This is a genomic window from Flavobacterium sp. ARAG 55.4, assembly GCF_051846875.1.
GTDB classification, from domain to species: Bacteria; Bacteroidota; Bacteroidia; order Flavobacteriales; family Flavobacteriaceae; genus Flavobacterium; species Flavobacterium plantiphilum.
The window spans coordinates 174,370-190,457 of the sequence record NZ_JBPYCT010000006.1 but is presented as its reverse complement, the minus strand read 5'-3'; the positions used below and the strand labels follow the sequence as shown (position 1 = coordinate 190,457).

Annotated in this window: 11 protein-coding genes; 3 read left to right on the top strand and 8 right to left on the bottom strand. The window is 35.0% G+C overall.

The features are described from left to right. Positions 1 to 2 precede the first annotated feature (2 nt). The 6 genes from ACSV4D_RS09095 to ACSV4D_RS09070 form a co-directional block, all read right to left on the bottom strand. Positions 3 to 1,574: an alpha-L-fucosidase gene (locus ACSV4D_RS09095; protein WP_439228012.1), complete on the bottom strand. Its 1,572-nt coding sequence runs from the start codon at positions 1,572 to 1,574 to the stop codon at positions 3 to 5. A gap of 344 nt (positions 1,575 to 1,918) precedes the next feature. Next, a complete protein-coding gene (locus tag ACSV4D_RS09090; RefSeq protein WP_439228011.1) occupies positions 1,919 to 2,944 on the bottom strand; it encodes an L-rhamnose/proton symporter RhaT in 1,026 nt (341 codons plus the stop codon). Positions 2,945 to 2,962: 18 nt separating this feature from the next. Further along, a complete protein-coding gene (locus ACSV4D_RS09085; RefSeq protein WP_439228010.1) occupies positions 2,963 to 4,414 on the bottom strand; it encodes an aldehyde dehydrogenase family protein in 1,452 nt (483 codons plus the stop codon). A 29-nt stretch (positions 4,415 to 4,443) separates the two neighbouring features. After that, positions 4,444 to 5,226 (bottom strand): enoyl-CoA hydratase/isomerase family protein, encoded by a 783-nt coding sequence (locus ACSV4D_RS09080; protein ID WP_439228009.1) that lies wholly within the window; start codon positions 5,224 to 5,226, stop codon positions 4,444 to 4,446. Positions 5,227 to 5,455: 229 nt separating this feature from the next. After that, the gene (locus ACSV4D_RS09075; protein ID WP_439228008.1) at positions 5,456 to 8,002 is read right to left on the bottom strand and encodes a glycosyl hydrolase 2 galactose-binding domain-containing protein; all 2,547 of its coding nucleotides are present in this window, start codon (positions 8,000 to 8,002) and stop codon (positions 5,456 to 5,458) included. A 310-nt stretch (positions 8,003 to 8,312) separates the two neighbouring features. Next, positions 8,313 to 9,509 carry a beta-agarase gene (locus ACSV4D_RS09070; protein ID WP_439228007.1) on the bottom strand — a complete coding sequence of 399 codons (1,197 nt, stop codon included), beginning with the start codon at positions 9,507 to 9,509 and terminating at the stop codon, positions 8,313 to 8,315. 378 nt (positions 9,510 to 9,887) lie between these two features. Between ACSV4D_RS09070 and ACSV4D_RS09065 the strand changes: the two genes are divergently transcribed. The 3 genes from ACSV4D_RS09065 to ACSV4D_RS09055 all read left to right on the top strand — a co-directional run bounded on the left by ACSV4D_RS09065 (position 9,888) and on the right by ACSV4D_RS09055 (position 12,875). After that, positions 9,888 to 10,763: a family 16 glycosylhydrolase gene (locus ACSV4D_RS09065; protein ID WP_439228006.1), complete on the top strand. Its 876-nt coding sequence runs from the start codon at positions 9,888 to 9,890 to the stop codon at positions 10,761 to 10,763. Between the two features lie 118 nt (positions 10,764 to 10,881). Continuing rightward, positions 10,882 to 11,739: a beta-agarase gene (locus ACSV4D_RS09060; RefSeq protein WP_439228005.1), complete on the top strand. Its 858-nt coding sequence runs from the start codon at positions 10,882 to 10,884 to the stop codon at positions 11,737 to 11,739. Positions 11,740 to 11,969: 230 nt separating this feature from the next. Next, positions 11,970 to 12,875: a family 16 glycosylhydrolase gene (locus ACSV4D_RS09055; protein WP_439228004.1), complete on the top strand. Its 906-nt coding sequence runs from the start codon at positions 11,970 to 11,972 to the stop codon at positions 12,873 to 12,875. Between the two features lie 99 nt (positions 12,876 to 12,974). Here ACSV4D_RS09055 and ACSV4D_RS09050 read toward each other — a convergent pair whose 3' ends face one another. After that, complete coding sequence (locus tag ACSV4D_RS09050) at positions 12,975 to 14,111, bottom strand: T9SS type A sorting domain-containing protein (protein ID WP_439228003.1); 1,137 nt, start codon at positions 14,109 to 14,111, stop codon at positions 12,975 to 12,977. A 357-nt stretch (positions 14,112 to 14,468) separates the two neighbouring features. Beyond that, on the bottom strand, positions 14,469 to 16,052 hold the full coding sequence (locus ACSV4D_RS09045; protein ID WP_439228002.1) for a sulfatase family protein: 1,584 nt from the start codon (positions 16,050 to 16,052) through the stop codon (positions 14,469 to 14,471). Positions 16,053 to 16,088: the final 36 nt, after the last annotated feature.

Sequence of the window (16,088 nt, the reverse complement as noted above, 5' to 3'; positions counted from 1 at the left end):
GATTAATCTTTGTGAGCTTCGATGGTACCCCCAATGTTATTTTCTTGATATCCTTCTAAAAGTATTTTAAAGGAATGTGCGTACTCCGAAGGATATGATTTTGGTGCTTTTATAACTAATCCTTCTTCATTACGTTCCCAATAAATTTTTTCATCACTCCCTAAAAGTTCAATTTTATTAATTTTTGAATTCAACACGCCTAATTGCGTACTCAATGACTTTATTACAATTTTATCCTCAGGTTTGTCCAAAACAATGGCATAAAACTCTTTATCTGACTTTTTAGTAAATCGAATGTCTTTATTTGAATATACTATCTTACTACTTTCCTCTACTTTATGACCTCCTTCTGGCAGTCTGTTTGGTCCTTCACCAAAAATAGTCCATGGTCTTGTTCCATAAATCGCATCGCCGTTGATCTTTAACCATTTTCCCATATCAGTCAATAGATTTTCCATAACGACAGGAATTGTTCCATCAGGATCTGGTGGTACATTTAGTAACATTACACCATTTTTAGAAACAATATCAACCAAAATATCTATCAATTCGTTAGGCGATTTAAATTGAGCATTGGGTCTGTAAAACCAAGCTCCTGGCGAAGTATCTGTCAACCAAGTTGGATTTTTGGGTTGGTTAGGCCTTCCTCTTTCATAATCTTTAATAGCCGTATCTAAGGTAAAAGTACTCTCTTTATAAGCTACGCCTACTTCTTTATTCCATTCTAAACCTTTGTTATAATAATAGGCCAAAAATTTCAATCGGCATTCTTCGGTCATATTTTCCAACCACCAATCAAACCAAATTAAATCAGGTTTATAGACATCAATATATTCTTTTAATTTAGCCCACCATTCTTTGTAAAAACGTTCGTCTGGAGTATCTGATTCTAAGGAATGCGGTGAGGTATATAAATCGTAATCCTCAGGGCTAATATTGCCATGTGCATGCGCTGGAGCAAAATATTTCCAAGTAAATGCATGGTGAAAAGAGGCCATAAATTTCATTCCTCTGGCTTCAATTTCCTTTTTTAATGCCGCCGATGGATCTATTCTTCCATAATTCATACTATTCCATCGAGTGGCTTTGCTATCCCACATGGCAAAATTATCGTGATGCATGGCTACCGGACCAGCAAATTTAGCACCCGATTTCTGGAATATTTCTGCCCATTTTGCAGCGTCAAATCCTGTTGGTTTAAACTGTTCAATGATGTATTTGTATCCAAATTCTTTAGGTTCACCATACTTGTTTTTGTGATGTATGTAGTTATTGGAAGGCTGGCCGTTTTTAGTAGGTACAATTTTCCCATCTTGATACATCACCATTCCGTGCCAACCGCCATAGAATTTTTTAGGATCAGAGCCTTCAAAAGCTGCCGAAACAGGCCCCCAATGCGCATAAATTCCAAATTTAGCATCTTGAAACCAATCAGGAATTTGCTTTACGGTCGATAAGGATTCCCAACTTTGTTTGTATTTTTCTTTTTTTTGAGAATGATCCTTTTGAGCATCTGCTGTATGTACCGTTAGAATGGCAAAAAGACTCAGCAGACTAATTTTTATTTTTTTCATTTCTACTTTAATTTTTAAAAATGGGATACGAGTTTCCCGAGCAATATTTCTCTTTCTTTTACCTACTTTATGGTTAATTTTAGTTCCCCATTTATCTTCCATCTGTAAAACTAAAGGATTACTCTTGCATAAAGAAAATTTCATTCTTGTAAATTGAGTCAAAAATCATTTGTTATATTTAATAAACCATTCGATACATTTTGGGCATTTAAAAGAAAAACGCTTAGCACTATTTCTAGTTTATTAGAAATAATGTTAAGCGCACTTATCAGAAAATAGTAAATAAAAACTAGGGAGTATTTTATAAAAATTAACAGTATTAGATAAAACTATATATTAAGTTTTTAACTTATAATATGATTCCCATAAGCAATAAAAAGAATTCCAATGGTCATCATTGACAATCCTGAAAATAAAAAACGCTTACTTTTATCCCCTGCACTAGACCACTCTCCTGAAAATAATCCCAATAAATTGGCAACCATAATACAACCTGTTTGAAATACAGCAAACCCTACTGATGTTCCTAATGTTCCCAACTTGTATGCTCCTAAGCCATAAATGATCAAAGAAGTTACATATATTAGAGCCATACTAACGATAAGGATTATGTTTTTCGGACTTGAAGATCCGGAAAATTTCACCCATGATTTACCTTTCCTCAATTGGTAAACAAAGTAGGAAACCGTTACAATACCACTGCCAATGAAGGAGGGCAACATAACTGCTAAACGTGCAATCCAAGGTGAATTTCCATATTGATTTTGAGAAATTTCCCCAATTTGTCCAATAGTATCAGCCACATGGTACGCTAAATTAAATCCTGCTGCACAAATACCTCCAACAACACACATGATAATTCCAGATTTCATGTTTTTATTGGAAATATCTGTACCCGTTAATTCATTGGCTTCACGCAACAATCCTGCTTTACCATTAAAAAAAATACCAAGCATAATGATTATAATTCCAACCACAATAACGAGACCCCCGGTAGTCTTTAATTGTTCAATATTTCCCATGAAAAATGGCAATATCGACCCCACTAAAGTCCCAACTCCAATTAATAATGAGAAACCTAAAGCCATTCCAATTCTGGAAATACTTATTCCCCATAAGAGATTACCAACCCCCCACAATACACTTAGAAAGAAAACACTTATAAATACCGAAATTGGTACTTGTGTATAGGTATTAATTAAACCGTTAACCAAAAATATCGAGGCTAAAGAAGGCACAATAAACATAGCCAATAACCAAAAACTTCCCCAGGTGTTTTCTACATCAAATTCTTTAATATACTTAGTTGGAAAAGCATAAAAACCTAGCATGATAGCAGCTAGCAGTACCCAAAAAAATCCTATTATCATATCTATATATTTTTTTGACTAGTACTCTAAATAAATTGTTCTCTTTTGCAAATAATGATCAATGCCATAGATACCATCTTCTCCAGCAAGACCTGATGTTTTGTGTCCTGAATGATATCCTTGTATGTATCCTACAATTTGTCTATTGATAAAAATAGTTCCAACTTGTAATTGGTCTATAGCTTTTTGGTGAATCTTATAATCGTTTGTAAATAAATAAGCGGATAGACCTTCTTCTCTTGCGTTCGAAAAAGCCATTGCTTCATCAAATCCAGAAACTTTCATTATAGGCAACACGGGTGCAAACAATTCGTGTTTGGTAGTAGCATCTCCATTTTTAACATTTGTTAAAATCGTTGGCGCATACCAATTCCCTTTTTCAAACTCTGCCCCTTCGGGACGCCCTCCACCTAAAACTAATTGCGCTCCTTCAGCCAAATTATCTTTCACTAATTGATTTACTCTGTCTAGTCCCGACGTACTTACATTAGGCCCCATATTGATATCTTTACCGAATGGATCTCCGACTCTTATTTGTTGTACTCTTTTAATTAATTTATCAGTAAACTCTTCTGCAATTTTATCGGCAACCATAACCATTTCATTACAGATACATACTTGTCCACAATTAGCATATCGTGAAATTGCAGCAGCATTTACTGCTTTGTCGATATCGGCATCTTCTAAAACTATAAATGGCGCTTTGCCTCCTAGTTCTAAAATCAAACCCGTAATATTATTAGCTGCGGCTCGATACATTGCTCTCCCCGCATTAGTACTACCCGTTAAACTAATTAATTTAGTAATAGGACTTTCTACTAATAAAGAGGCTGCCTGGGCATTTTGAGTAGAAACCATATTTACTACGCCTTTTGGCACACCAGCCTCTTCTACTAAACGACAAAATTCTGAAGCGGTTACTGGTGTTAATTCATGTGGCTTTATAATAATAGTATTGCCAGTCACCAAAGCAGGACCTAACTTACGCCCAATTAGCGCCAATGGATAATTAAAAGCACATAATGCCACTGTTACCCCATAGGGCACTTTGTGAATTTCTAAACGCTCATTAGCATTTTCTGATGGAAAAATTGCTCCTTGAATACGACGGCCAGACTCAGCGGAATAGGTCATATAACGTATCGTATCATCTACTTCTCCTAAAGCTTCGGGATAAGTTTTCCCCTGTTCCATTACTAAGAGTTTTGCAAAATGTTCCCGCTCTATTTTCAGTCGATCACAAATAGCATAAATATAATTTGCACGAGTTTGAGGGGGTAATAATCCCCAAGCAAATTGTGCTTTTTCAGAGGACTCTAATGCGTATTGTACGTCGTCTAAAGTACAAGCCGTTACCGTAGCAAAAACTTCGTTAGTTACAGGATACTCCACCGCAATACGTTCTCTTGTGGACGAATCTAGCCATTCACCGTTTATGTAACATCTGTAATGTTGAATTTCTTGACTCATAAAAAGGAGTAATTTGGTTAGTTAATAAATTAATTAAATTTCGGTTTCCGCTTTTCAACAAATGCCTGAAAACCTTCTTTCGCATCATAGGTATCGTACAAGGTTTCCACCGATTTGGTTTCAAAATCTAAGGATTCTTGTAAATTCATTCCTTTGTGCAATTGGATGTACTTTTTAATAGCAGACATGGCTTCACCTGCGCCTAAAGCTAATTCTTGTACGTATTGATGAACTTTCGTTTTAAATTCTGTCGCTTCAAAAAGCTGATTGAATAATCCGTAGTGAAAGGCTTTTTCTGGCGAAATAGAGTTTCCGGTTACCAAAAGTTCCATGGCTCTACCGGCACCTATTAAATCGATCATTCTTGGTGTCCCACCATTTCCAGGCATCAACCCCAGTTTTACTTCGGGTAATCCTACGAGATAATTTCCCGTTGCCGCTAAACGGATGTCACAAGACATCGCCATTTCTAACCCCCCGCCTAAAACATGACCCCTAATGGCTGCAATTACTATTTTTGAACTTGAGGCAATAGTTGTACTAACTTCTCTAGCGGCAACTACCATTTCAGCGTTTTGCTCTGTGGTATTTTGACTGAACACTTTAATATCCGCACCAGCACAAAAGAATTTGTCAGAAGTACTTTCAATCAAAATTACTTTTATTGAAGAGTCACTTTCAATATCAACTAATGCTTTATTTATCAGCTTTAAATAATTTTTATCGTAACTGTTAGCGGGTGGTTTATTCAAACTCAAAACAGCGTACTCTTTTTCTATTTTAATCTTTAAGAATGATTCTACTTGCTCCATATTTATTTTTACTTGTGCATTTTTATTTAACCCAAATTACGCAGTAGAAATCTACTCAACTTTATTTTTCTTCAAATTCAGGTACTTACTCAATTTTTAATCATTGAAATAGTTTACTATTCCTTCTTCAAAAAATTTCCGTGAGCACCTGAATTTATTGAAAAATTTCGTTTCCCTACGAAGTCTATTGCATAATTTGGGTTTAATTAAAATCATAAATTGATTTCAATTATTTTTTACTTTGTTCAAAGCCAGTTGCGCGAGGATTTTGGGTTTGACTTTCGTATCTCATACCATCTTCACCTGTAAACTCTTTAAAATAGTGGTAATATGAACCGTAACCTCCATTGTCATTCTCTTCTTTTAAACGTATTTTTTTCCATTCATTGAAGTATTTTGTAGCTTCTTTTTGGTCACCAATCAAGAAGAAATAATCGTTTTTAGAAATTACTTTACCTGATTTATCCGTTAATTCAAGATTTACATAAAATTTAGATTTTACCGTTTTCAATACTTTTTCGCTTATAGGGAAGAAAGATTTCGCGCTATTCTCATCAATTTTTGACACATCAAAATTTTTGGTAGAAATAACAGCGCCGGAATCATCTTTCATTTCAAACTTCACTTTACAATCTTTGTACTCTTTGTAAAAATCATTGATAATCCAAATGTTCCCAACAAAAGGCTCTCTCGTATCCCAACGGCGTTTTTTGAATTCGAAATTCACTAATAAGGGCTGATAAGCTTTTTGTACAAAATAATAAGAATTCTTAGGTTTTCTATAATTATCTACAATTGCCCATTTCATATCCGGTCCATAAGTGATGTAATGACAGAGTGCTATACCACTTAAACTAGGCTTATCACGACGGAAATGCTCTATTCCGTTCTGGAAAATAATTCCTTGTGCATCCTGAGTCGCATTCACAAATTCTTCTAGTGAACCTTTCATTTCACTGTTAAAAACATCCCAGTTTTGCATGCGCAAATGTGTTAAATCGGCCCAATGGTGTCCCCAACTCAAACCCGGAGGCCACATCTCATTTTCAGGAATAAATTTTTTCAAACTTTCTACAGAGGGCACTGATGTGATGGCAAACTCAGGAACAATAGGGAACCCATCAGCATTGGTTTGATACCAATCTTCGTGCAACCAGCGTCCCATTTCATAGAAATAACGCAATGCATGAACCGCTTCTTTGGGTTTAAATCCGGCTTGTTGTCCCACATGGTCAGTCATTGGAGAATCCGGAACATACGGTAATTTCACATGTGCTTGTAACGAGTCACCTAAACGTTCTAAGAATTGTCTGCCAAATTTAGGATCACGGGTACGGAACATCATTTCCTCTCCACCTTCCATCATAATTAATGACGGGTGATTTCTACGTGCTACTACCACTTTTACTCCTTCATTAAAAATTGCTGCTAAATTTTTCTCATCTGATGGAATATTACCTGTTCCTAGTGGAATAATATCTTGCCAAACTGTCATTCCCATTTCGTCGCAGTACTGATAAAATTCTGGAATTTCAGGAGGATGCCATCCGAAAATACGAATGTTATTCATATTCATTTCCTTAGCCAAACGAATCAGTTCTTTATAATCACTGATTTCTGTACGACCTACAAAAATATTTGGTGGTCCACCCCAACAAGCCGAACGAATGAAATGGAATTTACCATTGATATAAGTAGAACGTGGAAAAGTAACATCTACATCTTTTACGAATCCAGGATTCCATTTTGAAGTTACCTCACGGATACCAAAAGTAGTTTCGTTAATATCTTGATTTAGTTTACCGTCTTTTATAGCAATTTTTGTTATATATAAATTTTGATCACCTAAATCCCAAGGCCACCAAAGTTTTGGATCTTTTAAGTGTATTTCTTGAATTATTTTATGCGTTCCAGGTTGAATTACTTTTTTAAACACAAATTTTTCTTCCTTTATCTTAAAGTTTTTACCATTAAGAGCGGTTTCAAATGTATATTCTCTTGCGTCTTTATTCGTATTTTCAACTGTTATTTCCAAATTCACATCAGCTGAACCGTCTTTATGGATTGTATTATTAGCATATACATCTTTAAAACGAGCTTTACCCGTTCGAACTAGTTTTACGGGACCTACAATGCCAATCGGGGTGATATCTCTCCAGTAATCTCCAAACCATGGTGTTTTTTTACCCGCTACAAAGGCATTAACTTGCGGTGGCGTATCTAGTTTTACCACCAACATATTACGACCTTTAAGGAAATCCCATTTATGAATCCTTAAATATTCGTTTACATTAAATGAAAAAGATGAAAATACCCCTTCATGATGCCCTAAAAAATGACCATTTAACCAAACATCACAGCTATAATCTACACTTTCAAAAGCGAGATCAACCATTTGGTTTTCTACACCTTCAGTTATACTAAACTGTAAAGCATACCACCATTCATACTGTTGTACCCACTGTGCTTTAACGCTATTTCGTCCAAAATGCGGGTCCTCTATAACACCAGCCTTCCACAAGTCAGTATAGACATCTCCTGGTACTTTGGCATTATTCCATACCAACGTTTCAATATCCTCGGACGGTAGTTTGTGCAAACCTTTTTTCACACCTTCTCCTGGTGCCATCATTTTAAAGCGCCATCTTTTTCCACTTAAATCAAGTATTTGTTGACTAGAATCCTCCAATGATAAGGTAGTGTTGGGTTGAGCATTGAGGACTACTGCATAAACACAACTCAGGAATAGAGCTGCAATTGTCTTTGATAATTTCATTTTCATAGTTAGTATGTTGATTTTATATGCAAATATAAAATTTATATTTAAATTTAAATAATCATGTAAAATATACTTTTTTTAAATTTTAAGTGATTCTTTATTTAAATAATAATTCCCTTTGAGGAGGATACACTCTGTATAATAGTACTGTAAAAAAAACACAATTTATTCTCAAAATAATGGTGTTTTTAAGCATTATTACTCTCAAAAAAAAGCGACAGTAAAGTCGCTTTCATAAAATAGGATTGTTGTATTAATAGTGAAATTCATATGGATTAATTCATTCCATAGATTCACTCTATTTATTTTATTTAGAAATCTTAGTTGTTGGTTTAAAAACTCTTATCCAGTCGACTTTCATGGTGTTTTTGTTCATATCTGCCAAATGAGCATCTGTAGGAGTTCTTCCTGCTGCAACATGCCAATCTTGTGATTCCATATTTATGATAATATTCAACTCCTTGGTAAATCCTTTTCCACTTTGATAATCATAAGGATCAATAATACTTACTTTGGATATTTCATTAGCTTTTTTCAGTTCTTCAAAAGAATAATCTGTTTGTGTACTGAAGTTTACAATTTTCTGCTTGCCCGATTCAACATCAAGTTTACCATCTGTCATAGTAGGGTATCCGTATTCCCATTTTCCATTTCTCTTAGTTGCCAAAGCCTTGTCATATAGAACACGCACTAACTCTCCGTCTATATAATACTCAAAATGAAAAGGACTTTTCCAATACACGCCCACTGTTACATATTTTCGGTCACCATTGTTCCAGCAATAGTCTCCCCAGGCTTCAACACCATTACTATCGTACCAGGAACCCGTATCTCTGGGTTGGTAATCTTTAAATGGTTTTCTGATAAAAGAGTGGTGACTTAAATGAATCGATTTGGCAAAAAAAGCATTACCCGGTTCTTTTCCGCCATAACACTCAATGATGTCTATTTCTTGTGTCGCATCGGGGCTTAGTAACCAAACATCAGAAGCCAAGGCAATATTGGCAACACTTACTTTAGATTCAATAAAAACAGGATAAACTACCTTTTTGACAGAAGTAATACAACCCGCATTTACACCACCATCAGGTTTATTCATTTTAACGGTCTGAGAATGAACCGGATTATATTCTACTCCTTTCTCCCTTCTAGAAGACTTTATGATTAAATCGTTCCCATCAACAGCAACATGATTGTATTTCCAATACGTTGTACCTGGACCATCCCACTGACTCTGATAAAAATTGACCCATTTATCACCTCCAAAGTTTGTTTTAGCATTGACAGGATCAAACTGATAATTAAAATCATCTGATACTTCGGGTTGAAACTCCCATTTTCCGTCTTTTTGTAAATGCTCAGGCAAAGCAAGACTTTTTATATTTTCTTTTTTGCCTTTATTGTTTAGAGTTACATTTTCAGTAGTAGCAGTTTCAAATTTACTTTTACATGAAAAAAAATACATTGTAGTTAAAACTACGAGAGACAATCTGTAAAATTTCATTTATATATAATTTAATATTTTTTGTAAAATTAGTTTTAAACAGGACAACAAACTATAAAGTACAACTAGACATCAACTAAACATGAGAAGATATTCGGTTCTCATTTATTTTCCAAGGACACACAAAATCTTACTATAATAAGAATCCTATGGATGGATTTCTATTTTCAAACAATCAAGTTCATACAAAAGATTATAAATCAAAAACTTATGTATATAAAAATATTGTAATATCCTATCCACATACTTGACAAATGACTGTAATTGCAGCACAGTTTCAAAGTTTAAAACCGAATAAAAAACATATGTTCTAATGTTTAAAACATTGGTAGCTGCTGGTCTCCTTATAATAAACTTATTTTATACAATAAAAAACAAATGAAAATAAGCAACCTACTTTATGCTGCGCTAGTAGTGACAACTTCAATCTGTCAAACAAAAGCGCAGGATTCTACTCGTCCGGCGAGCTATTATACCGATTCATTATCTTTTGGCTCCGCCCCAAAAAGAATTACAGATAAACTTCCCTTATCCCATCAAAGAGATAAAAAATGGGTTTTACAAAAAGACTTGTCCGATGAATTTAATGCACCAACATTAGATCTAGAAAAGTGGTATGATACCAATCCCAAATGGTTGGGAAGAGAGCCCTCTATGGCGAGCAATGAAAATGTTTCGATACAAAATAAAGCATTAACCTTAAAAATTAATCAAGCTAAAAATCCTGTATATAAAAATGGGTACACACATAATGTAGGTTGGGTTGTGAGTAAAAAATCTATTACCTATGGTTACTTTGAAATGCGAGCCAAACTAATGGATGCTCCTTGGGTAAGTTGCTTTTGGTTGTACAATTGGTGGTACAAGGACAATTGGAAAACCGAAATTGATATTTGCGAAAATAATCCGGGAGCTGCAAAAAACCGACATACTTTGACCTCAAATCTACATGTGTTCTCCGCTCCACCGGATAAAGGAAACGTAACCAAACTAAAATCGCACCCACAAAATTATTATATCCCTTTTGAATTACAAAAAGATTACCATGTTTGGGGGCTGGAATGGGACAAAGATTACATTAGGTGGTACATAGACGGTATTTTATTCAGAGAATCTCCCAATACTTATTGGCACCAAGATTTACACATTAATTTTAATAGTGAATCCAACAAATGGCTTTTGGCATTTCCGGATGACAACCGCTTGAATGAAGATTACAGCATCGATTATGTACGAGTATGGCAAAAGAAATAGCGTTTTTACAAATGCCTCCGCGAAAGTTAAAATTAACAAAACAAGCAATTAACCCAAGATTTGTACTATTATTTTCTGGAGGTAAATATTTTTATTAATATAATCTAAAAAAAATATAATGAGATTTTCGACATTCAAATTTCAAGTAATCATACTTTTACTTGGACTGGCTCATGGCCAACTTTATGCACAACCAACTCCCCCCGAAGGAAAAAAATGGATTATCGAGAAAAGCTTATCTGATGAATTTAACGGCTCATTTGACACCAATAAATGGTCAAAATCAACATGGAATTATAAAAACACTCCTTGCGAAATGGTAACACAAAACGCAGGAGTTTCAGACGGAAACATGTGGATCAAAGCAACCCTTAGCGAAAAAGATTCTCTGTGGTTCAAAACTGCCAGAGTACAATCAAAATCAAAGATTTCTTTTCCGATGTATACAGAGTGCAGAATAAAGGCCGCTAATATATCTGCCTACACCACCTACTGGCTCAATAATGGAAATGCTAATAGTCGTGATGAAATCGATATTTGTGAAAACAATCCAAAACCATCTATAGCAGCTCAAACCAAGATAAGGCCCTACACCTTATATTCACAATATTTTATTGTGAAAAATGGTGTTACAGAAAGAAACCACTCAGAAGAACAAAAAAGGAGACCCGACACAAGGAATCTTTCGGATAAAAACCCGGCAAAAGGAAAAAAATGGAATGAAGATTATCAGGTTTTGGGGTGCTACTGGAAAGATTCAAAAAATGTACAATTTTACATCAACGGTGAACCAGCAGGAAGTACAAACAGCAAACAAGATTTCTCCCTAGATCTAAATATTATTTGGGACTTATGGACAGGTCCGTTTGACTACTTGGGAGGATTGGCAATCAAAGAAGATCTTAAAAACAGTCAATGGAATACCATGTATGTGGATTGGATACACACTTACAAATTGGAAAATATCAAAAATTAAGAATGCTGTACCATAGATTGATATAACCAACACAATCCATTTAAAAGGAACTAAAAGTGTCGTTGTATATTATAATTAAGGTTTAGTCCAGTATTTTTCTAGGATCATTTTGATATTGAAGCTACGTTCTTATTTCCTTTAGCTAAACAAATAACACATCTTTTTTATTATCGATAAAAAAAAACAAAATGAAAATATTAATTATCCCTGTTTGCATACTGCTTAGCACATTGACAATATCTTGCAGTACCAATTCTTCAGTACCTACCCCTGAAGTGGTAGATCCGCCAATTGTTGTTCCACCAGCCGAATCCGAAGTTGCTTTTTTGCCAACTATTACTGGAAAAACGTGGAAGATTCAACCTAAATTCACGAACGAGTTTAATTTTACTGGCGGAAAAACAGATGCCGCTTTTGCTGACAATTGGCAAGATCGTTTTTTTAACGGTTGGACAGGTGCACCAAAAACGGTTTATACTGCTGGACAGTCCTCAATTGCAAACGGTGAAATGATATTTAAAGCAACCATTGACGGGCAAAAAGTGTTAACAGGTTGTGTCACTTCTAAAAACAAAGTGGGTTACCCACTGTACATGGAAGCTAGGGTAAAAATTAGCGAATCTTCATTGGCTACAGCGGTGTGGATGTTAAGTGAAGATTCAACTCAAGAGATTGACAATTTAGAAGCGTATGGAGATAAAACAAATACCGCTTATGCACAACGTTTGCACTTGTCTCATCATATATTCAAAAGAGACGTTTCTCCTATTTTGGACTACCAACCTTCTGGCTGGGCCGAAACTTATTACCTAGATGGAAAAGGAACCTATTGGGCAGATGATTATCATACCTACGGAGTGCTTTGGCTAGATCCATGGACTTTAAAATATTATGTTGATGGTAAATTAGTGAGGGAAACTCCAACGGCAGACATAGACCCGAAAAATTATACAAGCCCTACTGGTGCACCATCTGATCGGACTGGATTAAATAAAGATATGTATTTAATTATAAGTGCGGCATCGCAACCTTGGAGAGAAAATCAAGGTATTAACTACCTAACAGATCCATCCGTTATGAGTGCTACAAGGTCTACTAGTCGTTTTGATTATATTAGAGTGTATAAACCCGAATAATCAATCTAAACTGAAGTAAAAAAAAAGAGGCTGCCCTATTAAGACAGCCTCTACTTCAGTTAATTACACCCTATTATTATACCGTAAGAACTATTATGATTATTTAATAACTAATTTTTCTGTTTTCGACTCACTTTCTCCCACTTTTGTATATTTTAATAAATAGACACCAGATTTTAAATGAGAAACAGGAACTTGTTTCGTGGAATTTTTAACGATTTCAATTGATTGAACCAATCTTCCACTACTATCGTGTAATTCTACGTTGTAATCACTATCTCCCGAATTAATTTCTACTATTGAAGATGTTGGGTTAGGATAGAATTTAAATTCTGTTGATGTGATTACTTCTTTATTAAGATTTGCACTTTTAGAAACATTAACAGTCTTATAGGCTCGTATCCAATTGTATCGATTTCTATTGATAGCAGTATTGCTTAATTGGGCATTTGTGGGGTGTGTACCTGCGTTAGTAAGCCATTCATGGTTTTCGGTGTCAAGCACAATGTGCATTGGTTGAATCATTGCCTGACCATCTGTGCCTCTAGCATCTACTGTTAATTCTCTAACACGTACACCATTTAAATAAAAATCTACTCTTGTGGCATTAATCCAATGTATCCCGTATCTATTAAAACCGGTTGTTAAGTCTGATGCGGTTGCTGTTTGATGAAACTGTTGATGACTGTTGCCAGTTAGGTCGGTAGGTGGACTAGTAGTAGTATCAAAAATATGATAATTTGATGGCATTCTTCTTCTAAACCAATCAGTATGTCCATAAATTTCAATGATATCTATTTCTCTTGTCTGGTCCGCGCTTATCAACCAAAAGTTGTTGGCAAGTGACGTCATTCCTGGCTTCATACTAACTTCTATGAAACAAGGGTACCCAATTGCAGCTTTTGAGGTTACTACACCGCAATTTACACCATAGGTTGTTCCTGCTTGCCTTGATCCAATTACTTGAAGTTCTGAACCATTGACCGTAGAATTGGCTGGTACAAAATTAGTTAAACCAGGACCTTTCCAAGAAGTTACATAGGAATCTTTCCACTTTGTGGTAAAAGCGGTTCCTGTTTTACCATTGTAATTAAAGCTATCTGAAATATAATCCATGATTTGCCATTGTTTTCCAGCTCCAGCAGCAGCAGGTATAGGAATTCCGTTCCAATCTTGCGAGAAGCAATGGTAATTTGTTAAAAGTGCTGCAATAATTAAAAAGTTTGTTTTTTTCATAAATTGTTTTGTTTGTTGATAATAATTAATAGTGGTTCATAATTAGCTGTATTTAATTTGATTGTGATCTACTGCTGCTTTGTAGACCATTATAGTTGTTAGATTAAAAAAGATTTTTGCCTTGCTCGTGCAATTGTTTATCTTAATTCAAGTACCGGTAATTGGTGTTTTTTAATCATATTGGTAGTTTAGATTTAGTGTAAAATAACGCTAAAATTAGCACTAGGTTATAATCATATGATTAGGAGAACATAACAAATGTTTTTATTTGATTTATTTGAACATTAACAGAAAAGGTCTTTTAACCAACAAGGCTACTTCAGTGATGAAGTAGCCTTGTTGGTGTGTTTACCCAAATTAATCATTCCAATGCTTATCAATTACTTTTTGAATTTCGGGATAGTTTGTATCCGTTTCATTCAACGCTGCTCTTTGTTTTAATATTTCTTCTTTTAAGGAAGCAATTATCTCTTTAAATTTTGGATTTTTGTATTGATTGTTTAATTCCTCAGGATCATTTTTTAAATCATAAAACTCCCAAGCCACAGGTGTATTCCACCCAATGCTTTTCATTTCTCTTGCCCAATAAAATTGATCCCATTCTGCTTCGGGCAAATAATGTTTGGCATAGAAAAATATCAATTTGTATTGGTTGGTACGCACCCCAAAATGCGCCGGTACCCAGTGATGAATGTTGTGCATCCAATAACGATAATAGGTAGCTGTACGCCAGTTTTTTTCTGATTTTCCCTGAAGCGTATTGATAAAACTCATTCCTTGCATATAGGAAGGTTTCTTTCCTTTTGCCAATTCAATTAAGGTTGGAGCAAAATCCGTGTTATTAATCAACAAATCAGTAGTAGAACCCGCTTTAATCATTTTTGGATAATGCACGATAAAAGGCATACGCATCGATTCATCATACATCCAGCGTTTGTCAATCATATCATGCTCTCCTAACATCATTCCTTGATCAGCTGTATAAACAATAACGGTATTATCCCAAAGTCCTTCCTTTTTCAGACAATCAAAAAGACGACCCAGATTATCATCAACACCCTTTACACAACGCAAATATCTTTTTAGGTATTCTTGATAAGCCAAATGGGTAGCAATTTGTCCTGAAACAGTGTCTTTTAAAAGCATGTTGACATAATTGCGTTTTAAATGTTTTTCAGAAACTGATGAACCTACTAATTCCCTCATTTTTCCGTTTTTACCATAAGTCGCTTCCGAACCAAAGTTAGGTTGGTAATACAAACTAGCAGGTTCAGGAATTTCAGTGTTGGCTAAGTAATCTTTGTATCGTGGCGCAAATTCAAACATATCATGCGGTGCTTTGTAATGGTGCATGATAAAGAAAGGTTTTGATTTATCTCTTTTTTTCAAGTAATCCAAAGTAATATCTGTAATCACATCAGACGAATGCCCTTCTGATTTTACTTGGTTTTTAGGCCAAATCCCTTTTCCTTTTTCTAAGAATGAAGGATTAAAATACTTTCCTTGACCATCTAATACTTTATAAAAATCAAACGCAGATGGTTCGTTTTTAAGGTGCCATTTGCCAATCATGGCTGTTGTATAGCCTAATTTTTTCATCTCCATAGGAAGGTACTCTTTGGTAGGATCTATTTCGCCATCCAAGTCCAGAACTCCATTAGTTTGTGAGTACTGACCAGTAATGATGCTAGCACGACTGGGAGTACAAATAGAATTGGTTACAAAAGCATTTTCGAAAATAATCCCTTCTTTTGCTAAAGCATCAATATTTGGGGTTGGGTTTAACCTTGCCAATCGTCCGCCATAGACTCCAATCGCCTGCGAAGTATGGTCGTCTGCCATGATGTAAATAATATTCGGTCTGCCTTTTACTGACTGACCGATTGCCATTTGACACAATAAAATTAATATTAGAGTGATCTTGGTGTTTGAATTTTTCATATTAGCATTCCTATTTATAAAAAATCACTTCCTAGC